At 45.0% G+C, this 24,483-nt stretch carries 16 protein-coding genes; 6 read left to right on the forward strand and 10 right to left on the reverse strand.

Features of this window, described 5'->3' with window-relative positions; genetic code table 11:
* Window positions 1–184: 184 nt before the first annotated feature.
* Window positions 185–589 (forward strand): VOC family protein, encoded by a 405-nt coding sequence (locus MKY28_RS10150; RefSeq protein WP_036671462.1) that lies wholly within the window; start codon window positions 185–187, stop codon window positions 587–589.
* An 18-nt stretch (window positions 590–607) separates the two neighbouring features.
* Here MKY28_RS10150 and MKY28_RS10155 read toward each other — a convergent pair whose 3' ends face one another.
* Window positions 608–1,468 carry a LysR family transcriptional regulator gene (locus tag MKY28_RS10155; protein ID WP_036671546.1) on the reverse strand — a complete coding sequence of 287 codons (861 nt, stop codon included), beginning with the start codon at window positions 1,466–1,468 and terminating at the stop codon, window positions 608–610.
* 154 nt (window positions 1,469–1,622) lie between these two features.
* Between MKY28_RS10155 and MKY28_RS10160 the strand changes: the two genes are divergently transcribed.
* From MKY28_RS10160 to MKY28_RS10175, 4 genes are all read left to right on the forward strand, one after another.
* Entirely contained in the window at window positions 1,623–2,462 is an 840-nt protein-coding gene (locus tag MKY28_RS10160; RefSeq protein WP_036671461.1) for an alpha/beta fold hydrolase, read from the forward strand.
* Between the two features lie 242 nt (window positions 2,463–2,704).
* Complete coding sequence (locus MKY28_RS10165; RefSeq protein WP_036615431.1) at window positions 2,705–4,459, forward strand: methyl-accepting chemotaxis protein; 1,755 nt, start codon at window positions 2,705–2,707, stop codon at window positions 4,457–4,459.
* 270 nt (window positions 4,460–4,729) lie between these two features.
* On the forward strand, window positions 4,730–4,981 hold the full coding sequence (locus MKY28_RS10170; RefSeq protein WP_036616061.1) for a (4Fe-4S)-binding protein: 252 nt from the start codon (window positions 4,730–4,732) through the stop codon (window positions 4,979–4,981).
* Complete coding sequence (locus tag MKY28_RS10175; protein WP_036615433.1) at window positions 4,974–5,255, forward strand: GNAT family N-acetyltransferase; 282 nt, start codon at window positions 4,974–4,976, stop codon at window positions 5,253–5,255. The genes MKY28_RS10170 and MKY28_RS10175 overlap by 8 nt, the downstream gene beginning before the upstream one ends.
* 101 nt (window positions 5,256–5,356) lie before the next feature.
* On the opposite strand, the gene MKY28_RS10180 is transcribed toward MKY28_RS10175, so the two are convergent.
* From MKY28_RS10180 to MKY28_RS10215, 8 genes are all read right to left on the reverse strand, one after another.
* Window positions 5,357–7,024 carry a glycoside hydrolase family 13 protein gene (locus tag MKY28_RS10180; protein ID WP_340935869.1) on the reverse strand — a complete coding sequence of 556 codons (1,668 nt, stop codon included), beginning with the start codon at window positions 7,022–7,024 and terminating at the stop codon, window positions 5,357–5,359.
* Between the two features lie 52 nt (window positions 7,025–7,076).
* On the reverse strand, window positions 7,077–8,705 hold the full coding sequence (locus MKY28_RS10185) for a glycoside hydrolase family 13 protein (protein WP_340935870.1): 1,629 nt from the start codon (window positions 8,703–8,705) through the stop codon (window positions 7,077–7,079).
* Between the two features lie 22 nt (window positions 8,706–8,727).
* Entirely contained in the window at window positions 8,728–9,621 is an 894-nt protein-coding gene (locus MKY28_RS10190) for a carbohydrate ABC transporter permease (protein WP_076210560.1), read from the reverse strand.
* Between the two features lie 13 nt (window positions 9,622–9,634).
* The gene (locus tag MKY28_RS10195) at window positions 9,635–10,549 is read right to left on the reverse strand and encodes an ABC transporter permease (RefSeq protein ID WP_036615441.1); all 915 of its coding nucleotides are present in this window, start codon (window positions 10,547–10,549) and stop codon (window positions 9,635–9,637) included.
* A gap of 61 nt (window positions 10,550–10,610) precedes the next feature.
* On the reverse strand, window positions 10,611–12,347 hold the full coding sequence (locus MKY28_RS10200; RefSeq protein WP_036615444.1) for a sugar ABC transporter substrate-binding protein: 1,737 nt from the start codon (window positions 12,345–12,347) through the stop codon (window positions 10,611–10,613).
* A 253-nt stretch (window positions 12,348–12,600) separates the two neighbouring features.
* Window positions 12,601–14,007: a response regulator transcription factor gene (locus MKY28_RS10205; protein ID WP_340935871.1), complete on the reverse strand. Its 1,407-nt coding sequence runs from the start codon at window positions 14,005–14,007 to the stop codon at window positions 12,601–12,603.
* Complete coding sequence (locus tag MKY28_RS10210; RefSeq protein WP_036615449.1) at window positions 14,004–15,716, reverse strand: sensor histidine kinase; 1,713 nt, start codon at window positions 15,714–15,716, stop codon at window positions 14,004–14,006. The genes MKY28_RS10205 and MKY28_RS10210 overlap by 4 nt, the downstream gene beginning before the upstream one ends.
* 284 nt (window positions 15,717–16,000) lie before the next feature.
* Window positions 16,001–22,384 (reverse strand): rhamnogalacturonan lyase family protein, encoded by a 6,384-nt coding sequence (locus MKY28_RS10215; protein WP_340935872.1) that lies wholly within the window; start codon window positions 22,382–22,384, stop codon window positions 16,001–16,003.
* Between the two features lie 208 nt (window positions 22,385–22,592).
* Between MKY28_RS10215 and MKY28_RS10220 the strand changes: the two genes are divergently transcribed.
* Window positions 22,593–23,465 (forward strand): AraC family transcriptional regulator, encoded by an 873-nt coding sequence (locus MKY28_RS10220; protein WP_340935873.1) that lies wholly within the window; start codon window positions 22,593–22,595, stop codon window positions 23,463–23,465.
* A 127-nt stretch (window positions 23,466–23,592) separates the two neighbouring features.
* Here the strand turns inward: MKY28_RS10220 and MKY28_RS10225 are convergent, their stop codons facing one another.
* Window positions 23,593–24,330: an SDR family NAD(P)-dependent oxidoreductase gene (locus MKY28_RS10225; RefSeq protein ID WP_076317783.1), complete on the reverse strand. Its 738-nt coding sequence runs from the start codon at window positions 24,328–24,330 to the stop codon at window positions 23,593–23,595.
* Between the last annotated feature and the right edge of the window lie 153 nt (window positions 24,331–24,483).

Genomic DNA, 24,483 nt, shown 5'->3' on the forward strand with positions numbered 1-24,483 from the left:
TTGAAACTCTATACTTTCTATAGAATGATGGCTAGTGGACGGTGGTTACTTCATAAAACACTACTGACATACTGTTGTCAGTAGTGTATTTGTATAGTTGGAGTAAGCAATTTTAAAGGAGTAAAAGTAAATGAAGTGTTTTTGATCCAAAATGTATTACTTATTATAGGAAGGATGATATCTCGTGAATTTTGCTTCTGTGCGTATCATTACTGATGACATGGATCGTCTCGTCGAGTTCTATGAGAAAATCACGGGTGTTTCTGCAGAACGCCCTGCACCTGTCTTTGCCGAACTCGTTATGCCATCGTGCACTCTAGCGATCGGCCACTCCAAGACGGTGCAACTATTTGGCGCTGGTTCCGCTGTGGCGGCCAACAATCGTACTGTCATTATTGAGTTCCACGTCCACGATGTCGATGCCGAATACGAGCGCTTGAAGCCGTTTGTCGATGAGTGGGTAAAGGAACCTACCACAATGCCGTGGGGGAATCGTGCTGTGCTGTTTCGCGATCCTGACGGTAATCTGGTTAATCTCTTCACGCCGGTGACCGAGGAAGCAATCCAACGGTTCAGTGGTAGGCTATAAAGGACAGTTGAAATGAGCTCACCAGAGGGAGGCATGCTTTCTAACGATCTCAATAAATGCTTCTACTTGGGGAGAGATCCACTTGTTTTTGGGATACAGCAACTGTGTAGCTAGATTTTGTTTGTACTGCTGACCTGAAAGTTTTTCCTCCTTCAGCTCCTTCTCTACCGTAATTCGAGGTAACAAGGATATACCCATACCGCTCAATATCGACTGTTTCACAGCTTCAATACTCCAGAATTCAATATTGGAAGTAATCCCTATCTGATACTCCTCAATGCATTGTTCAAACAATGTGCGATAACCACAACCTCTTTCGGTAAAAAGTAAATTGCTTCGTACGATGTCGCGTTGTAGCTCAAATGAATTGGGGTACAACAGCATCATGGGCTCCTCAGCCAATTTCTCACTGTACAGATTGGGATCATGCACCTCTGTCCCTAGCATGAAGGAAATATCACTTTTACCTTGCATCAAATTCTCTTTATATTGTACGGAATCTAATTGGTGCCATTCGATATTGACATGGGGATGCAATTTTTTGAACTCTTCAATAATAGGAGGAAAACGATAGATCAACAACGTTTCCCCAATACTGATCACGATATTACCCGTTAATTCACCTTGTGCAGCAGTCACTTCCTTAATCATGTGATACAGGTCAAGCATTTTCTGTGCATGTGGCAACAATTTTTTTCCGGTCTCCGTTAAAATAACCCGCTTACCAATTCGATCAAATAAAGGGTAGTTAATCTCCTCTTCCAACGCCTTAATATGCAATGTAATTGTAGATTGCGCGTATCCAAGATGTTCAGCAGCTTTGGTAAATCCCTCGTGTTCCACAATTGTAATAAATGTGACCAAATGACGTATTTCCATCATTGGCTCCCTTCTTTGTAACATCATTAAAACTGATCGTTTACATATAAACTATCAATTTAACTAATGTAAAGCAATCGTTTATATTCAATGTAGCTCATTAAGAGCCCATTTCATTTTTAATCTCAATCGTTTATGGAAGGGAGTAATCACTATGCAAACAGTAGCAACGTCATCCATCTTGATTAATGGATATCGAATCGCTTATGAGCAATACGGAGAAGGCTCTCCCATATGGCTCCTTCACGGAACACCCTCTTATAGCTATGAATGGAGAAAAGTAATACCCGCGCTGGTTCAAAAAGGGTATAAAGTCTACGTACATGACCTTCTTGGATATGGAGCATCCGAAAGACCACTCGAAGCAGATACTTCTGTGGCAGCACAATATACGCTGTTTAGTCAGCTTTTAGACGAACTCGGAATGGATCGTTTACATGTCGCAGCCCACGATCTAGGTGGAATTGTCGGAGTCCAACTGGCCTTGGAACAGCCTGAACGTGTACAATCGCTTACGTTACTCAACATGCCCAGCTATGATTCGTGGCCCTCACCAACCTGGAAGAAAATTATCGAAGAACAGCTTGAACAGGTTGAACAAATGTCCCGTGCTGATTTTGATACCATGCTAAAGAAACAATTATCCATGGCAGTGTATAATAAAGAGCTTATGACTGGCAATGCACTGGATGCATATCTGGAACCCCATACAGGTTCATTGGGCAAAGCCTCTTTTTTCTCCCATCAGGTAGCTCATTATAATGCAAAATATACTGAATCCTATGGAACAGATTTACCCAAGCTGAAAGTTCCCGTTCAAATTTTATGGGGGGAAGAAGACGAATGGCAGCCCCTTATGTACGCAAAGAGGCTTGTCCAGGATATTCCCCATGCCTGCCTACATGTCATTCCCAAAGCTGGTCATTTCGTAATGGAAGATGAGCCGGGGCAATGTTCTGATTATATCGACCGTTTCTGCAATAAACATCCGTGAGTAGGTTTGTATATTGAACAGAATCTCTAAGAGAAAAATTAAGCGCTCCACTGGCATAAAGCTGGTGGAGCCTTTTTTTGGTTAATGGCAAGGTGTCCTTGCATACTGTTAGTTTATAATCTGCGTATATGTATATACAAATTTAGGATTAGTCTTCATTTCCCCCTTCAATATTACGATAAATAGTATGGGGTTATACGAATAGCCATATTTACTTTATTACATCCAAGGGGGAACCGTACGTGAAACAGACTCGCAAAAAAAAGATGGATTTAAGGTTCAAACTGTATTTGATTATTCTGGTTCCGCTACTGGCCATGGGCGGTCTAATCATATGGGCAACCATCGACTCCAGTGAAAATGCATCATTAATGACCATGCAGCATAACAATCAGCAGCTGGCTGTGAATACCGCCTCTCAACTAGGTCAGGAGTCGGAATTAATTAAGACATTATCTTCTCCTGCTTCAGAGGAGAGCAACGAATATAAAAGTCTTAGGGACGAACTCGTTAAAGTTAGGCTTCAATCGGGAGCCTTGTATGTTTATATGTATAACAAAACTTCGGACGGGTGGATCTACACCGTAGATGGAGCGAATTGGGACGATACGGAATATAGTCCTTACGGCACTGCAATGGAATTCAATCCCCAGATTCAGGAACGCTTGTTACGCGGTGAAGTCGTCACAACAGGCATTGTAGATGATCCAACTTGGGGACAGCTATTGTCCTCCTTTACACCAATCAAGGATTCGCAAGGTGCTGTCATTGGCTATCTGGGCATTGATATTTCTGCTGGAGCAGTGAATCAAGTCTCCGCGACATCTGTGAATAATGCTTATCAGACCATTATCCCGATTTTTGTGGTTGTACTGATTCTTTCTTTGGTCATGATGTTATTCGTAGTACGAGGTATTCTTAGACAAGTACGCGATATTAAGTCAAGTCTCGAGCAGGTTGCTGATGGGAATCTCAAAGTCGTATCCACACACATGTCCAATGATCAACTCGGTGACATTAGTGATTTGATTAACATCATGGTTGCCCAATTGACGAACATTCTGATGGGAATACAGCAAGGTTCAAATACATTACAGCAGTCATCAAAAGATATTTCGGAAACCGCTCAGACAAACCAGCGTCAGAGCGAAGAACTTTCCAGAGCGATTGAGGAGATTGCCATAGGTTCAATGAAACAGGCTGAAGAGACAGAACACTCCGTCCAGCATTCAGAGAATCTGGGCAAAATAATGGATGAAGTAGGTTCATATGTGAAACAGTTTACTTATACTTCAGAGCAGCTATCTTCTGTTCAAGTACAAGTTACACGTGAACATGAGGTTCTGCTTGAGAAGGGCAGAGAGAATGCCAAGCGTGTTGAGCATCAACAGGATATTTCCAGGTCTCTGACGACTCAATCCGAACTCGCTTCCTCTATTAGCGGTCAAATTCACAACATTTTAAAACAAACTCAAATTCTATCCCTGAATGCTTCAATTGAAGCTGCCCGAGCTGGAGAAGCGGGTAAAGGCTTTGCAGTCGTTGCAGGTGAAATGGGACAGCTCGCTCAACAATCCGAACGTTCGATCCAAGAGATTGATGAGATCCTGGGTTCATTTGTTCAAGAGATACATCGGATGGGCAGTCATTTTGATGCAAATATGGTAGCTGTTAAGGAACAGGAGAAACAGATCGCTGATTGTCTCCAGGCATTTGGACAGGTTAGCCGCTTATCGACCGAAGTGCATGAGTTGGCTCAGAGTTTAGACAGCCGGACGATGGACATGCACTCTATTCGTCAGGAGTTGGAACAGAATCTCAGTTATATTGCTTCCGCAACCGAGGAAACTTCAGCCATGGCCGAAGAAGTCACGGCTAGTGCTGTGGAGCAGCAGCGATCGGCAAACGAACTGTCGAACATCTCCGGGGAACTCGCTGGTCTTGCAGGCAACCTAAAATCATATTCCGATCAATTTCAGATCGAAGTCACTAAATAAGTTCCCAATCTTGCTAAGGGTGTTGTTAGATGACAATTTAGAATCGCCGCCGGAAACATAACTTTCTTGGAGCGTTAATTTTTCGGAGGACTCAGGGTTCTGATCAGCAGCTTCCACCAACGAATTAGGAGATTCATCACGTTGACTTAATAATGATTCCTCATTTATAATTCGAACATTAAGAGCCTGCCAGACATGACTTACCATGGATGCCTGGGATATCGATCTGTAAACAAACTCAAACTCAACAGTGAAAGATGTGAATGCATTATGGTTAAAGAGAAATTATATTACGGTAAAGATATCGAGGTTATGTTTAACTCGGATGTTTGCATTCATTCCGGTATTTGTGTAAAGGGCCTTCCTGCTGTTTTTGATTTAAGCAAGCGTCCTTGGGTTGATCCTGATGGTGACACTTCGGAGGCCATTGCCCGGCATATTGACACATGTCCAAGCGGAGCATTGACGTATAAGCTTCTGGACGGTGAATATTCAACAAAGAAAGAGGATGAACATGCATAACGTAGAACATGAACCTGCCAATAAAAGATTTCTTATTCAAGATAACGGTGACATTGCTGCGGTGATGACCTATGTAATCTCGAGTCCAGAGCTATACATCATTGATCACACATTGGTGGAAAATGCTTACCGAGGACAAGGGCTTGGCGATGAACTTATCAAAGCGATGGTGGAATACGCGCGGGAAAACGGTATTAAGATTTTACCTTTATGCCCGTTTGCCAAGGGACGTTTCGAACGTATCTCCGAATACGCGGATGTTCTCCATCAATAACTAATAGTCGCAGCTAATTTTCATGTGGTTACACAACAATAAAAGGCGTCTATATCATTCAGACCGTGATATAGACGCCTTTTTCCTTTTACGTATCCTACTTAAACTTTATTGCTTAATCCAACAATGGTTTCAAACGGTCGCAACACCAGTGGCAGCAAGCCATTCTCATAGTTGGTAAGCCAGATCTCTGAGAAGTTGAGGCCAAGCTCATCTTCCTCAAGCTCCACCATGTGTTCAGAAAGATTGATTACTACCAGCACCTGTTCGTCTGCCAGTGTACGTGTATATGCATATACACTCGGATGATCCGGCATTAGAAGCTCATAAATACCATAAGTCAACGTATCGTGCTCTTTTCGCAGCTGAATCATTTCTTTATAAAATTGAAGAATAGAACGTTGTTCTTGGAGTTGTTTCTCTACATTAATATGGATGTAATTGTCATTCACTTTCAGCCATGGCGTACCGCTGGTAAACCCGGCCTCTTTGGCCGAAGACCATTGCATCGGTGTTCTGGAGTTATCACGACTCGAAGCCCAGATGATGTTCATGATCTCCTCATGCGATATCCCCTCTTCGCGTTTGATCTGATATAAATTCCGGTCGGCTATGTCGTTATAATCCGCTATGGAAGGATAAGCTACGTTTGTCATGCCTATCTCTTGCCCCTGATATATGAAAGGTGTGCCTTGCATGAAAAAGTACATGGCTCCAAGTGCTGTGGCACTTTCATACCAATACTCCGTATCATTTCCCCAAGATGAAACTTTGCGAGGCTGATCATGATTTTCAATAAACAAAGCATTCCAACCGACGCCTTCCAGTGATTTTTGCCACTTGGTCAAGACGTTTTTCAGTTTGGGAACATCCAGTTGCCTGTCTGTGCTATTTTTCCAAAGGTCCAGGTGTTCGAATTGAAAGACCATATTAAATTTCCCTCTGACTTCACAGATCCAATCCAGCAGATCTTCTTGGTCCTCCACCTTAACTCCATTTGCTTCCCCAACAGTCACGACGTCATATCTGGATAATGTATTCTCTTTCATTTCTTGCAGATAACTCTGGATTCCCTTGACATTCATATGCTTTTCAAAAGAGGAGATGTACTTGACGCCTTCTCGGATTGGCATGTCCAAGAGGCCCTCTTCTTTGTGAATATGGCTGATTGCATCCACACGAAAACCATCAATCCCTTTATCCAGCCACCAATTCATCATTTCATATATGGATTTCCGAACCTCCTGATTTGCCCAATTCAAGTCTGGTTGTTTCTTGGAGAACAGATGGAGATAGTACTGTCCGGAGACTTCATCATATTCCCATGCAGAACCGCCAAAGATGCTCTCCCAGTTATTCGGTTCGTCTCCATTCTTCCCATCTCTCCAGATGTACCAATCCCGTTTGGGGTTATCCAGTGAAGCTCTGGATTCAATAAACCACGGATGTTCGTCACTTGTATGATTGATCACCAAGTCCATGATGAGTTTCATGCCGCGGTGATGCACTTCATGCAGTAATTGATCAAAGTCCGCCATCGTGCCGAATTCATCCATAATGGAACAGTAATCACTGATGTCATAACCATTATCGTCGTTAGGTGACTTATACATCGGACAGATCCATATCAGATCAATACCGAGATCTTGAATATAATCCAGTTTAGATATGATCCCCTTGATGTCACCAACCCCATCTCCGTTGGAATCCATAAAACTTCTCGGATAGATTTGATAAGCTACTGCTTCTTTCCACCATACTCTTTTCATTGAATATAATCCTTCTTTCTTGAGAACTGAACATTATATAACGTAATATGCTTTAATCATGGATAAGGTACATTCTGGCTTCATATGGACGTAATTCGCCCTCCGAGAGTTCACCTGTATAGTTAGCTGTCAAAAGCTGATAGGACCCTGTCAATTGCTCCTGAAGCGGAAGTTCAGTCGTATATCCTTGGAAATTGCATACCACAAGAATTGTCGTACTATTCAACGTTCGGGTATAAGCAAACACGTCTGGGTTCTCTGGAAAGATCAGCTCATAATCACCATATACGATGACTTCATGATCTTTTCTGAGTTGGATTAACTTCCGGTAATAATGGAATATGGATTCAGGGTTATTCAAACTTTCCTCGGCATGGATCTGCTTATAATTTGGATTCACCTTAATCCAAGGTTCCACTTGTGTAAAACCCGAGTTATCGGAAGTATCCCATTGCATAGGTGTGCGTGCATTATCGCGGCCCTTGGCGTAGATCGACTCCATCACGCTTTGTTCAGGATAACCTTTCTCCATTCTTTCCTTATAAAAGTTGAGCAATTCAATATCCCGATAATCCTCGATCGCATATTGAACATTCGTCATACCCAGCTCTTCACCTTGATATATGTAAGGCGTACCTTGCATGCCATGAAGAAGGGTAGCCAACATTTTAGCCGATTCAACTCTGAATTCTCCATCATTTCCCCAACGTGACACGATTCGAGGCAAGTCATGGTTGTTCCAGAACAGACTGTTCCAGGCGTCACCCTTGAGCTCTGTCTGCCATTTGGACAGCACTGTTTTTAATGCCATCACATCCAAAGGTTTAAGATCCCACTTTCCTTTGCCTTCTTGTTCATCCAAGCTGATGTGTTCAAATTGGAAGACCATTGAAAACTCACTGCCGTCTGGATTGCTGTACAGTTTGGCGATTTCCGGAGTGGCGCCCCATGTTTCTCCAACGGTTAGCAGGTCTTCCGCTTTTTGAAACGTCTCCTTGCTCAGTTCCCTGATATATTTATGCAGATTAGGTCCGTTTCCCGTAATCTTCAAATCCGGTTCTTTACCGATTAAGTCGATCACGTCAAGGCGAAAACCACCCACACCCTTGTCGATCCACCAATTGATCATGTTGTATATCTCCTGCCGGACTTTGGGGTTTTCCCAGTTGAGATCTGGCTGTTTTACGGAAAAGAGATGCAAATAATATTGCCCGATCTCAGGCACCCATTCCCAGGCTGAACCACCAAAGGTGGACCCCAGGTCGTTCGGAGGTGTTCCTTCCACGCCATCTCTCCAGATGTAGTAGTCATGGTACGGATTGTCTTTACCTTTTTTGGCTTCTTGAAACCAGGGGTGTTCATCCGAAGTGTGGTTCAACACCAAATCCATAATGATCCGAATGTCTCGTTTCCCGGCTTCATCAATTAACGTTTCCATATCTTCCAAAGACCCAAACATCGGATCAATGTCCTGATAATCTGAAATATCATATCCGTAATCATCTTGAGGAGACTTGCAAACGGGTGATAACCAGATCGCACCGATGCCGAGTTGCTGCAAATAATCCAATCGGGACACAATGCCCTTCAAGTCTCCGATGCCATCCCCGTTTCGATCTTGAAAGCTGCGTGGATATATCTGATATACAACGGTTTCTTTCCACCATTTTTTATTTTCCATGTTCCATTCAACCTCTCTAATGTTATTCTTTGACCGATCCTACGACAATGCCCGTCACAAAGTATTTTTGCAGCAGCGGATAAATCAGCAATAGCGGGATAACAGCGACTACGATTTTGGCTGCATTCAGGTTTTTGTTCGATATTTCAGTCAAGTTACTAAGTTCGCTGGAATTTGTGCCGGCTTGAAGTAAATCGGCAATATTCACGTTAAGGGACTGAATATAGGTCATTAGCGGGTAATTGCTCACTTTGGTCATATAGATCAACCCGCCGAAAAAGTCATTCCATGTACCCACGATACTGAATAAGGCGACTGTCGCCAGTGCAGGAATGGATACAGGAACATACACTTTGAACAAGACCTGAAGCGGATTGGCCCCATCGATGAATGCTGCTTCTTCAAGCGCTTTAGGTACAGCGGAGAAGAAATTCATCACGAGAATGACACTGAATATCGGGACAGCGCCTGGCAGAACAAGTGCCCAGATCGTATTCAGCATATCCAGGTTTTTGATCAGCAGGTAACTGGGAATCATGCCTCCACTGAACAACATGGCAAAAATCATGATATTCATATAAATGTTTCTGCCTTTAAAATCTCTTTTTGATTTGGATAGCGGATACGCCATTAAAATAATCAGAATCATGTTGAGCACAAGAGCTAGCGCAACACGTAGAACGGATATACCAAAGGAGCGCCAGAACTGTGCATCTTCGATAATTTTGGTATACGCTGCTGTTGTGAAATTAACTGGAACGAGACCTACTGCGTTCGCGGATACTGCCTCGCTGCTGCTGAATGAAATGGCGACGATATTCCATAACGGAAGAAGGCAGACCAATGCCAGCATGATGACGATGGCATAGATGGCAAACCGGCCAATTCGATCTTTGAAGTTTGCAGAATAGGACACAGGTTTGGCCTCCTTAGAATATTTTTCGATCCGTATATTTTTTGGCCAACTGGTTGGCAGACAAGAGCAAAACAATGCCGATTACGGACTTGAACAAACCAACAGCTGTACCGAAGCTATACTGTCGCCCAACGAGACCGATCCGATAGACATAAGTATCCAGAATGTCGCCTGACTCGTAGACAACCGGGTTATACAGATTATAGACTTGGTCGAAACCGGCGCTCAAAATGTTGGTCAGGCTCATTACACCCATGAGCAGAATAATAGGTAACATGCCTGGCAATGTAATATGCCACACTTTTCTCCACCAACTGGCTCCATCCATGCCTGCGGCTTCATACAGACCGGGGTCAATGGACGTAATCGCAGCCAGATAAACGATGGAACTGTAACCAAACTCTTTCCATACGTCTGTTCCTATAATCAGTGGCTGGAACCAGGTGTTGCTGCCAAGGAAATTAATATTTTCGAGGCCAAAGAACGCCAACATTTGATTCACAATGCCATCCAAACTGAACATGTTGACAACAACCGATGCCAGTACAACCCAGGATAGAAAGTGCGGCAGATAAACAATCGTCTGCACAGATTTTTTAACGTATTTGATACGAATTTCATTTAATAAAACAGAAAAAATGATGGCCATCATCGTTCCGAGCAGAATCTTGCCAATCGCAATCACCAACGTATTGCTGACGACCTGCGCGATATCCGGCAGCTTGAACATATACATAAAATGCTTCAGGCCTACAAATTCGGAGCCAAACATGCCCTTGGCCGGTATATAGTCCTGAAACGCCGTAATGATGCCGACCATTGGAACATAGCTGAATACAAGCAAAAACAAAATGCCCGGAAGCATCATCATATGGTACATGGCACCTGGGCCGAGCCGCCCTCGCGCTTTCCAATTCCCCTGTTTCATGGATGAACCCCTTTTCTGAAGAAAGGCTGCGTATCGCAGCCCTGCTACTGTTCATGGATGTTTATTTTTTCGATGCGATCTCGTCTTCAATTTCCTGAATGACTTGATCACCACCCTGTTTCTTCCAGTTACTCACGAATGTTTCGAAATAATCGAGCGGTTCTGAACCCGTTACGATTTTGATAAACGACTCCTGCTCCAACTTTGTCAGATTGGCCCACGTCTGTTTCATGCTTGGTGTAGTGCCAGAGAAAGCAGGTGTCATCCAGACAAATTTGTTTTCTTGTGTCAGTTTGTCGATTAGTCCCACTCCGTTGATCCGCGAATGATATTTGGACCAAGCAGTCACATCATCCGTATCCATGTCGCTCAAATAGGTTTTGATGCTTCCGATATTGTTCTTCGATTCTGTAGTGCGAACCTCATCCAGGCTGATCTCTCCTTTAATCCCGCGAACAACGTCAGAGTAATCATCCAGTAGCGATGTAGCCGAATTGACTTCGATATTAAACGGTCTCGTTGAACCGTCTACCCCGGTCTCCTGATACTTGGCAGCTTCCGGCATGGTTGCTGCGGCATTTTTATCATTTGCCAATTTATCGTAGAACAGGTTTACAATCTTAACCGCCAGTTCAGGGTGTTCATATCCCTTTCTCACCACGATAAACTGATTGGATGGGTTGGCATGCGCCACGTTGACCTTGCCGTTTGCATCCTCCAGCGTATAAGCCGAAAATTTCGCATTTTTATCCATCTGTTTTGCACTGATCAGTCCCCAGTCAGGGATATGCCACGGTCCAAAGGCAATACCGCTTTGGCCATTGGCGTAGAGTGCGGTAATATCATCAAACGTGCGGGTTCCGAATTGCGGGTCAATGATGCCATTCTTGAACCAATCTGCCATGGTGCCCAGCATTTTCTTCGTTTCTTCTGTCGTGGAACCATACACGATTTTGCCGTCTTCACCATTCATCCAATATTGCGGGAAAGCTCCCTCGGTTGAGGCCACACCCAGCATCGTATAAGCAGATCCATTATAATCTGTTGTATTCATCGTGTTCACAAATGGAATACCTACCGGGTTCCCGGATTGGCCAGGATCTCTTTTCAGGAATTCCAGCGCTGTTTTCTCCACTTCATCCAGTGAAAGGGCACCGTCTCCGTCTGCATCCAGTTGAATCCCCAGCAGATCCAGCCAATCTTGACGAACCCAAACCATCGTTGGTGCGGAATCCAGGGAAGTCGCCGGAAGTCCCATCAAACGTCCATCAATCGTTGCATTTTCTAATGCACGTCCATCATAGGAATCGTACATCTGCTTGATGTTATCCGTAGCATATTGATCGTAAATGGACGTCAGATCCTCAATCAGATCGTTATCCACCAGTTCTTTCAGTTCATCTTTGGAATCAACACGCATCATGTCAGGCAATTCCCCGGATGCAATGGCAAGCGATACTTGACGACTATAATCTTCACCATTGGCTTCAAATTGATCTGTAATCTGAGCGTTAAACGTGTCTTTGACCAGCCGAGTATATGCGTTGTTCTCATAGGTATCACCAGCCGGCAGTTTTGGGTTGGCTGTGGTTACCCGTCCCATGGTTACGGTGATTTCGTCTTTATAGGCACTGAACGGATCTCCCGGCGTTACCTCATATTTGCCTGCTTCCTCTGCAGTAGGAGGATTGGAAGAGTCTCCACATGCCGCTAGGGCTGCAACCATCAAGGCGGACATGGACAGCACGGCCAGACGCTTTGTCATCCGCTTGCTTTTCATAGACCATTTTGTTCTCATCTAGTTCGATTCCCCTTTATTCTGATGTTCAATATATTTGTTTGCGCTTTCATTATAAAATGAAGTGAAGGCCAATCGAGATAGGGATTACACGTCCGTTTGGATAGAGAAATGGTTACAGTTTTCAGTCCGTATTATGAAGTATGGTTAACTTGTGATCATTTACCCTACCTACTGACCAACATTTGTCTATCTACCCCTCTTCTCGATCAAAAAACAAAAGCCGGCAGCTCCTAAAACAGGAGACTGTCGGCTATTTATTTCCTCTACCTAGCTGCCGATATTCGCTTGGCAGAAGACCTGTCAGTTCGCGGAAAATCCGGCTGAAATATTTTTCATCCGAATAACCCACTCGCTCCGCAATCCAGAAAATCGTATTATTCGTATTGAGCAAGTACTCTTTGGATTTCTCTACCCGGATGAAGCGGGAGTACTCATTAAAGGTTTTCCCCATCAAATCTTTGAAACATTGACTGAAATAACTTCGGCTGATATTGAGTTGTTGGGAGAGACCTGAAGCTGTATAGGCCTGCTCCAAATCCTGCTGCACGATCATCACCGCTTTTTTCACGGCATCGATGATTTCCTGTGAGTACGAAGTCTGTTCATCAGCCTTTCGAATGCTTGCAGCAGTCTGTTTGATCCATTCTTCAACCTCGTACCAAGACTCGAAAGAATGGATCATCGCGATTCTTCCAAGCGTAGTTTGGGCAAAAATACGGTTCCATTCCATCACGATTGAGTACAGCAATCCCATCAACTGACCTTTATGTAATCGTAAGGATATAAACTGGTCAATGAGTTGGTTATAGTAACTCTCATGGTGGGTCCATGGGGTTTGGAACCAACTTTGTTTAATCCGGTCAAGGTCCTCATCTTGCGGTTCATTTGAACATGTATCTTCCTCATTCATGGAAATGGTAATGACTTGGTTATTGGGGTTGTAAACATAGAATAAAGACGACTCTGTATAACTCATAATCCAGTTTTTGATTTGCGACCATGTTCGCTCTTGTACATCAGACAAAACTAACAACGTACACTGGGGAACTTGATGCAGGCATTCCTTCAATTGATGAAATAGTTGATCCTCTTCGGACGGGGGTGCAGCCCACATGCAGCTATTACGCTCAACCTCCCACCTTATCTCATCTTCATGCGCAGTTAACTCCGTTGGCCACTTATGCTCTGATTTCCGCTCCTGTGAAACAAGTGCATACACATTTCGATAATGGACATTGATTTCATCCAGCGAAGGCATCTTTCTTATGGTGCTTGTCAACCCGTTAATTCGGGTATGAATTCGTTGCAGAACATGTTCGAATTGCTCTTTCTCCAGCTGCACTTTGGCTATATAATCGATGGCTCCGAGTCTTAGTGCTTCCTGGATATAATCGAAATCCTGATGCAGTGTTAACACAACGATATGAAGTTCGGGATAGAGCTGCCTCGCAGCTCGCATCAGTTCGATCCCTGACATGACGGGCATCGCAAGATCCGTTAGCATCAGATCGACCGGTTGGGTTTTCAGAAAATCCAGTGCTTTCGCCCCGTTGCTTGCTTCCCCTACAACCTCCATGTCGAACTCGTCCCATGGCATCGCAGAGCTAATACCTTTGCGTACCAGCTTATCATCATCTACAATCAATACCTTAATCATGCCGAGATATCTTCTCCTTTAATAGGCAATACGAGCAGTATGCTTGTCCCTGTTCCCAATTCACTCTCAATCACCAGTTGTGCTTGGTCCCCGTACTGTGCTTTCAACATGCGGTGAACGTAATTGAGTCCGATGCCCATCCCTACTTTTTGTTGTTCAGCTTCACGATTGTTCAGCAGATTATGAATGGTTTCCTCAGTCATACCTGCACCATTATCTTGTATCATAATGTTCAACGTTGAAGTGCATGTCACTTCAATCTGAATAAAACCTTCGTCACTTAATCCATGATATAACGAATTTTCAACCAGCGGTTGCAGAATAAAGCGGGGCACAGCAATTTGAAGCACTTGTTCATCTGCAGTAATGCGGACGTCAAATTCAAAGTCATAGCGAATTTGCTGCAAAATCAGATACTGTCTTAACGCATCGATCTCCTCTTCCATGGTGGATACTTGCCCTAATTTGCCTAGATTGTAATAGAGCAGCTTGTTCAACGATTGTACCAGCTTGTCGATCTCCCCTTGTCCGTTCATGACGGCCAGCCAGTGCACCGTATCGAGCGTATTCATCAGAAAGTGCGGGTTGATCTGATAGAGCAGCTTTTCCACTTCCAGGTCTGCACGAATCTTCTCTTTCTGCTGTACTTCCTTGAAGAGGTCACCAATCTGATGCTGCATGTTCGAAAATTCACCCAACAGAAAATCAAATTCGGGAATCTGAGTGCGAGCTCGGCTCCCTTTTGTTTGTGGATTTTTGGACATTCCATTGATCTCCGAATGGAACAGACCGAGTGGTTTGTACACCATCTTCCACAGGAGCCAAGCGAGAAACACGGTAAAGCCGAGGAAAAATAAAGCGACCAGCAAAATTTGAAGCAACCACTGGTTTTTCTCCTGTTGATATTGAGACTGCGAAATGACCGATACGACACTCCATTTCTGTGAGGAATCCTCCTTGAACCAGTGATACCCGCGGGATATTCCGTCCTTGGCAGGATCGACCGTTAAGCTGGTGAAATTCTCCCCTACCTTCATGGCTTCCGGTATTTCGCTGTACACAATGTTGCCTTCACCATCCAGGATGAGATGAGATAATGCGCCGTTGTATTGATTGTAACCCAAGATATCTTGAGTGAGGCGAAAGCCTGATTCTACGTAAATGAACACGTCGTTCCTCTCGGATAGTTGCACTTTGCGCATAGCAGACAGAACGAGTTGATCATCAAATCGGTTCATACTCATATGGGGGCCATAGTACTTAATGCCATAGGTTTGGAAGAGCACAGGCAGAGACTCAGGAGAGAAACGATCCTTGATCGGAAAGTTGCCGAACTGAGTAGTACCTTCTTTTTGAAAGTAATATAGGGTCAATCCGATATTAGGATTGGTGAAGGTCACAACACTTAACTCGTTTTTTAATTCGTCCCTGGCCTCAATCAGTTCGAAGATATCGGAGGACGGATTCAAGAATTCATCCATTCTTTTGCCTAAAGTACCCCTGTAAGATAATTGTTGCGTCACATGATTCAGATTGGTGATGGAATTCTCCAATGAGGATGTCACCTGCTGTAAATTGCTACGGATACCATCATCGATCTTATTTGCGAAAATGGAGTCGATCGTATAATAAGAAATCGCAAATATACTGATAAAGGGGATAAACGCACTGAGAAAGAACAGTAAAAATATTCTTTTTTTAAGTGTCATGGGAACCTATTCTCCTTCTGAAAATGAAACAGCAAGCCTCCTGCGTATGGAAGCTTGCTATGGATATACATACAGCTATGCCGGTTATCGTTTTCTCCATAGGCCTCGTCCAAGTCCAATTTCCTTTCATCATTATAGATTGATATTCAAATAAGTCAAACGCTTTCATACTGTGCGCATATAAAAAGTGCTACTCCTCAAAATGATGAGGAATAGCACTTTTGTATGCGTACCTTACTTCAGTTGTATCACTTCTTGTTAATGGAATGCTCGAACATTTCAGTCTACTCTCGTACCGTCACATTTAATTTGTGTGATCTGGTTTCCCCTGAAGAATTACGAAGTACAGCTTCATACTCGTAGATTCCAGGTACCCTTCCAGAGATTGAGGTAACCGCAGACTGTGCAACAGGAGAATGAGATTGCAGCGATTGTGTGTCAATCAATACTCCATTTTCGTAAAGTTCGTATTCGGTTGCGTTTGTTCCCCACCACAGATTCATGGTGACATTATAGTTGCCGTCACCATCCCAGTTGTCGTTCGACAGAACAGCTTGCCCCGGGGAAGCATCCGTGACGATGACTGTCAGTGGAACACTCATGGTTGAACCCAGTGCATTGTTCAATTCTCCAGTATAGATATAGGTGCCATTTTTCTTTCCAGTAATATCAACTTGAACAGATTGGGCGGACGGGGATTGATCGACCAGAGAAATTTCTTTAATCAATTCACCATTCTCATACAGCTTGAACTGATTGCCGTTATTCCCCCACCACAGATTCATAGTGATTGTATAGTCTCCGTCTTTGAGCCCCGTGACGTAACCATTATTATCAGATAACACCGGAGTACCTGGGGCACCGTTTGCAAGTGGCGTTGTCTGATGGAGCCATTCCTCCCACTTAATCAGCACACTTGTCTGCTCATCCGTAAATACGGTTCCTCTAACTGCTTGAACGTCATTAGCGTAGGCTGCAAGCAATTGACGCGCTTTTGCTCCTTCACGATCGTTTGCTGCCTGTTTGGCCTGCTGTAACGTGTTTGTGAGCTGATCAGCAAGAATGCTGGCATTAGGATCGATCGATTCATCAGCAAAGGTGTTGGTCAGATTAATCAGGCTGTCGAATGTAGTAATAACTGCAAAACTATATTCTACCGTCTGTTCCCACCCAGCCAAATCGGAGACGGTTGCCGTAACCTGGTTCAGTCCGGGTTCCAATGTATACGCAGGAGTGTCGAGAAGCACACCCTCTGGTTCTTCTACACCGGATACCGAATCGGAGGCTGTATAGCCAATTTCCACCTGCTGATCAATGGTGTACTCGGTTTGACCATGAATTTCAATGGTTGGAGGTACGAGATCAATGGATATGGACAAAGACTGTTCACTCTCTTTGTTACCGTCGACATCGACACTCCAGTAGGTGATGGTATGTGTACCTTCTTCAGTTAGAGTCAACTGTGTACCACTTACCGTTTCGCCACCATTAATTTGATAATAGGTCCCTTCAATATCGGAATCTTCATCGCTTGCTGTGAAGGTTACTTGTGCCGGAGAAGTATACCAGCCGTTCTGCAATTCTCCTTCCACAGTTGCCGTAGTATGCGGGGCCTCCTGCTCCGGAGATTCTCCTTCCAACGTAACAAAATCAGATAAAGGTATATTCAATTCCTTCACAAGGCGTGCTACGAGTTCAGACACCTTGATTGCACCGTTCATTTGCAAATGTGTATTGTCTTCCGTTGTGCCTACCCACATGAATATCGATTTGGTTCCTTCTGTGCCAAGCTCCTGGAAATGCTCCCAACTGGCTTGGTTCAGATCGATGATAAGCGTTTCCGTTTCCTGCGCCGTTTCTTTCATCGCCTGTACGTATTCCGGGAAGCTTTTATTTAGCACCTCTCCGGTAAAATCACGACGATTCACTGGCGTGACCAGAACTGGAATTGCCCCTCTCTGCAGAGCACCGTTAATGTATTCTTTTAGATATACCTTAAATTGCTCAGGCGTAAGATAACGCTCTGGACGTGAAGGTGTGGAATCATTATGAGACCACTGCATGAACAGATAATCGCCTTCTTGAATGTCGAGTAAAATATCGTTGAGATATCCACCGACCAGGAAGGTTTTGCTGCTCAAACCTCCAACTGCCCGGTTATCAATACTGACTTCATTTGGATCAAAAAATCCACCTAACGTTTCTCCCCAGCCCGCTTGCGGACGGTAGTTCTCCGCGTAATTGGCCACAGTGGAATCGCTGGCCAAATAAATAACAGGTTTATCGCTTGCACTGTGATCTGGCAAACGCTCCAGCTTCAGCGCATTGATCTTCGGTGCATTTCCGGTGAGATTGAAGTTAAAGACCCCATCGATCAGGGCAATGTCATACGTGATTTCTTTGAATTCGCCCTTGGCAATGCTTGTAAGCGGCAGCTTTGTCATCTGTTCTACAACGACATTTGCGCTGGTCAATTCCTCCGCATCCCCGATGGTCATCGTTACCCGGTAATTCGCCGGCTCCATTTCCACCAGGAAAGAGGTACCGTTTACTCGTGTGAAATCTTCCTTGAGCAAATCTCCGGTTTTCCGGTTCTCATCTTTGGTGAGTGCAGTATCGGCAAAACCGTACCCGTTGCCTTCAATGTACGCTCTTTTGGCATCTACCTTGATGTATCCGTCGGCTGCGCTGCCGGCACCAAAGTCAAATTTGTATTCACTTGTCTCTTCGCTCGGTTCACTTGTCAATGAATCCTTCGCAACAGTTAGCATGTTAAACGTATGGTCAACTTGAGCTTGGGTAGCTTCCGTATTGAATATAGCTTCCGCAGCTGCCAAAGCCCGGTTCACCACGGCCTTCGATGCATCTGTATAATCCGACAGATTCAGTGCTTTAATCTCATCGTACAGAGCGATTAAGGCCGTCTGATCGCCACTCTCTGAAGAGAGCTGAGTGCCTTCAATACGCACGTTGTCGATCTGGGTAGCCCAGTTCAACGTGCCTCCACCGCCTTTTCTTGTTCCCAGGAACCGCATGGATCTGACGTTGTCCGCATATGCGGCGGAACTCAGCGAGATATCTGCAATCGTTTGGGTAACTGTCGGATCGGCTAGGTTCGTTAATGTCAGATCCAATGTCTTCTCGGCAAAATTAACGGTTGCATCCACATTGACCCACTGGTTCTTGGAAATATCTGTAGCCGTTCCCCCTTCGGGTATGGCTGTATCCCCTGTGCCGTAGTCTGGGTTATATGCACCGACAAAATAATGAATTTTGGTGCTTCCGGTCTTGGTATACAGCGTGAACAGGGCGTTTTCGTTAGAATCCTGTATTGTGAGATGACCTTCTGATGGATAGGCACTCACATTACCGGATTGCCAGTCAAAGTTCACGTTCACCTGATCGCCGTTTACGGCATCGAACAGACGGAATACCTTGGCCCGATTGCCCGATCCGGAACCCGCGACGGACAGTACCTTATTTCCAGACTGTTCAACAACGGTTCCCGTCATGGTTCCTGCAATACCCGTGGCATTGACCATCGCATACTGGTAGTTGGCAGCGTCGCCTTCAAAGTCCTCCTCATATAGCTGGGCTTCCGGCTCTGGTTCTGGCTCGGAAATATCCGGGTCGATGACCAGTGATGAAATGCTCAGCTCCATGTCTTTGACTGCACCAGCAACGAGTCCGGCTATTTTCTGCGCACCATAGCTGCTGAAATGCGTATTATCGTTGATCCCATTCGGGTATTTTGGATATTCACCCGGATTAGCATACAGGAACACTTTTTCCGTAGCTGTATTTCCAATTTTGTCGTAGTAAGCAATACTCAACTTGCTGAGATCAATCAGCGGCACGTCCTGCTCTTCCGCCACTTCTTTGGCAGCCTGCACATAGGCAGGGAAACTGACGTTGAATTCCTGAGTCACTGTATTGAAATCTCTGCGTCCAACCGGAGTCAGCAATACCGGTGTGGCGCCGCGCTGTTTGGCACCGTTTACATAACGAGCCAAGTAAATCTTATAGTCCTCCGGTGATGCGTAACGGTCCGGTATCCCTGCACTCGCGTCGTTATGACCAAAGGAAATGAAGAAGAAGTCCCTTGGCTTAATTCGCTGCAGGATCGTATCGAGACGACCGTCTACCATAAAGGATTTACTGCTTCGGCCACCGATCGCATCGTTCACGACGACTGCCCCATTGGAGAAATAACGTCCGAACTGCTGCCCCCATCCTTCTTGAGGAGCCTGCGCTTCACTGTAAGATTGCATGGTTGAATCACCAGCCATATAGATCGTCGTTGCCGCACCAGCCGCTTTCTCTGGATATTTCTCGATGATGACGTCTTGGATGTCTATGGCTGTACCCGTGAAGAGAAGATCGAGCTGTCCATCCACCACAGCAATATCATAGGAATACTCCAGTGGTGCTCCTGCTGTCACATTGGTTACGGCGAGCTTCTGGACGAATTCGGATTTGACTCCAACGTTCGAGTCATTTGCATCATCGCCCAATCGCAGCGTCACCTTATAATTTGCATTGGGCAGATCAACGGCAAATGTCGTGCCCGCCGCGACCGAAACCTGGTTTGCCCCTACTGTGACACCACTTGTATCCTTAAAACCGTATCCCGGATCTTGTGCGTAGAACGTATCCTGTATGTTTGTACTTCCTGACGTAGTCTCTGTACCGAAATTAAAGCGGTAGACCGGCTCCAGCATTTCAGCTTCGCGTGTCAGCGCCAGATTGGCTTTAGGGAATGCTGTAGCTTCCGCTCCAAGATAAAAGCCGGTATGAGGCGGCTGGTTGTAGGCTACATTTTGCCAGGCTACGCCAAGTCGATACACAGGATCCTGCATCAGCGTAGGGATGCGATAGTCTGAAGGAATGGTCGTTGTGTAGAGACGATACTCCGAACTATCTTCGCTCCGCAGCAGAAGCTCCTCACGCCAGTCGCCCAGAATGTCCGCCTGAAGTGCCGGATTGCCTTTGGTATGGTTGTTCGTTAACGTACCGGTCGCCCGGAAGATTTCATTCAGCTTTTTGTTTTGGTAATCCCACTTATAGATGAGCGGAATTCCTTTGGCTGTGCCATTATCCCACTCATGGTCCAACAGCTCCCGCTGAAGATCGCCATCCCACCAGATGGCGAAATTGGCGGTTTTGGGCCCTTCGTCCACAGTGTAGATAGCCTCTCCTGCTGCTGAATAGGTATTGGTTACAGGTACACTTTGCCCGTTGGTAACGGTCGTGGCCCATGATTCGTAACCTGGATAGTTCGGGTCAATGTCCGCCGACATCCCGCGACCGGTGTCAAAACCTGTTTTCTCACCCCAGAGAATTTCACCTGTTGCCGCATTGCGCATCTCCAGTCCGTATGCCGCATCCGAATGCTCATGCACGCTTACAACCTGATAGCCCTCCCGGTTCGGATCGAGCTGGCCGGCGTGCATGGCGTCACCGTGGCCGAGTCCGGTGCTGTACAGCAAGCTGCCGTCATCATCAATGGCCAAGGCGCCAAACATAATTTCGTCCTTGCCGTCCTTGTCGACATCCAGCACACTTAGATTATGGTTGCCCTGTGATTGATATTGTGATCCTGCTTCGTTTGTGTCGAACGTCCAGCGTTTGACGAGTTCCCCGCCAACATAATCATAAGCAACAAGCACTGTGCGGGTATAATAACCCCGGCTCATTACGACACTTGGCTTCGTACCGTCCAGATAAGCAATCGCGCCAAGGAACCGATCTACACGGTTGCCATAGCCGTCACCCCAATCGTTGACGTTGCCTCTTGGCGGATCATAATTCACGGTGGATACAGCCGCGCCAGTCTCACCGTTAAACAGCGTGAGATATTCTGGACCTGACAATATGTATCCGCCGTCGTTGCGATAATCCTTCGTGCCATCACCAATGACTGTGCCTTGGCCATCCTTCGTGCCGTCCGCGGTCTTGACAACAACCTCTGCCTTTCCGTTGCCATCCAGGTCATACACCATTAACTGCGTATAATGCGCTCCGGCGCGAATGTTGACTCCAAGGTCAATCCTCCACAGCTTTGTGCCGTCCAGTTTGATGGCATCGATATAGACATTGCCCGTATAACCGGCCTGCGAATTGTCCTTGGAATTGCTCGGACTCCACAAGAAAACAATTTCATATTCGCCATCCCCGTCCAAGTCAGCTACTGAAGCATCTCCAGCATAATAGGAGTACGTTCCGCCATCCTTGGTCCGACCATCGGCCGGTTTATCGAGCGGAATAGGCAGATAATCGTTATGCCAGACCGATACAACCTCCGGTTGCATTTGCTCTTTGCCTGCAATAACGGTGGAGATCTGATATTGCGAGCTGTCGAAACCAGTGGTGTCCACATAGTTCGTCACATCGCTTATGGGCGATGCGTTCACTTTGGTTCCGTTTTTATATATATTAAAAGCGATATCATCTGGATCGTTGTTTAAATACCTCCAGCTTAAAAAAACGCCGTTGTCTACAAGAACCGCAACCAAACCCCGGTTAAGATACTCAGCTTGTCGACCCGGCTGGCTGCTTGATGACTCTGCACGTATCAGCGCCGGAGGAACAGCCAGTGAAATAACCATAAGGAGTGCTAAAAAAGATACAAACATCGATTTCTGGATGGAAACAGTTCTTCGGATCATTCGATTAACTCCCCCTTATCTAAAAATTCATTTTTAGAATCATCAGTTCGATCCTGCCCAGCTTGTTGTCATATGAACACAATTTACAGCCACCTCCTCTTTATGTTACCGCTTACATTTATCTTACAGGTCTAAAAAAAGACAGACAATCTAAAAAATGTGACGTATTATATAAGATAATTGACTTTTTTAGGAAGGAGATGAAACGATGGTTCATACGGTTTCTTATGCTTTTCGTAATGACGATACATCAATCATGACACTGGACTCTATTGGATGGCAGATCGTTTCTAGCGAGGAATATCGTTGTCCAAGTGATGATAGACCGGACCCGGGGCATGTCGTTTTTCAATACACACTTAATGGCCAGGGTTATCTGGATATTGACAATCAAACGCTCCCTTTACCGAAGGGACATGCCCTACTTGTCAAAATCGCAGGAGAACATTGCTATTACTATAAACAAGAGAACAACGAACCATGGGAATTTATATGGATCAACATTCGCGGGGATGAAGCTAACCGAATTTGGGATATGATGCATGATAATGAGGGACATGTCATTCGACGAAACGCGGACTCTCCCTTGATTCAAGAGTTATGGCAAATTATCAATTTGATTCATCAAGAGAAAGTTACGGACAAGTATCGCTTGTCCATGCAAGTCTATCGGTGGTTGCTTATCCTGGTACAGACGAGTCGGGATGCGGAAAAGGATATTGGTGCCCTATCCATAACAACGATTGAGAAATGTAAAAAGTTCATCCGAGAGAATTATGCATCTCCATTGACGTTGGATCTGCTAGCCAGCCATTGCGATATCAATAAACACTACTTGTGCAGGTTATTTCAGAAATCCGAGAAAACATCACCGCTAGCCTATCTTAAAGACAGACGCATCGAGGTTGCAATTCGACTACTCCGTACAACGGAACTTCCGATTTCTCAGATTGGTCAACAATGCGGGTTTGAGAGTCCCAGCTATTTCGGCAAAGTTTTTCGGCAATATATGTCCATGTCTCCCAAAGAATATCGCTTGAATAAGTTAGAGTTTCCTTATGAGGCCATCTATTATGAATAACCGAACCGCCGTTTGCTAGTCGTCTTTGGATTGGGAACTGCTCTTATACCAATACAATAAAAAAAGCCGCTAGAATAGCGACTTTTAATGGAAATATGTTCTTTGTGTGCTTCGATATTTGCTGCACTTATTGAGCGGTGTATCCTCCGTCTATGATCAGGCTATTTCCTGTCATATATGAAGAATCGTCGCTAGCTAGGAACAGAACGGCTTTGGCCATCTCTTCTGCTTGACCCAGACGTTTCATTGGTGTTGCCGCTGAAAGTGCTTGTTTGCTCTCTTCCGGGATAATCGGTGTATCGATAAAGCCTGGGCAAAGGGAGTTCACCCGAATATTCTGCTCAGCATACTCCAGCGCGAGCGAACGAGTCAGGTTCACAACGCCGCCTTTAGCTGCATTGTAGGCTGCAGAGCCAGGTGAACCAACCCATCCGTACATGGAAGCCGTGTTGACGATTGTACCTCCACCAATTTTGAGCATTTCGCGAATCGCTTCACGTGCAACCAAGAATACGCCGTCCAGATCAACATTGACTGTATTGCGCCATTCGGTATAATCAAGCTCATGCGTAGGATGAACACGTCCGATTCCCGCATTGTTGAATACGATATCGACTTGACCAAATGCTTCTACGGTTTGTTTGAAAATCTCAGAAACCTCTTCTTCACTTGTTATGTTTGCTTTAATAAAGAGAGCCTCTGCTTTAAGCGCTTTCAGTTCCTGCTCAAACGCCTTGCCTTTTTCTTCATTTAGATCCACCAAGACCACTTTAGCTCCTTCGGAAACGAATAAGCGAGCTGTCGCTGCGCCAATCCCGGATGCTCCTCCTGTGATGACTGCAACTTTATCTTGAAGTTTGCCCATGAATAAATCCCCCAGTATAATATTTTGAATAACGCCTATATAAATAGTGCTATATGATGTTTACAAAACTAATTCTATGCTTAAAATTGTAACAATCCAATCATTAAGATGTGACCAAGTGTCTACCTCGTAGACACTTTATAAAACTATGTC

It is taken from the genome of Paenibacillus sp. FSL R5-0473 (genome assembly GCF_038004565.1).
In the GTDB taxonomy this organism is placed as follows: domain Bacteria; phylum Bacillota; class Bacilli; order Paenibacillales; family Paenibacillaceae; genus Paenibacillus; species Paenibacillus amylolyticus.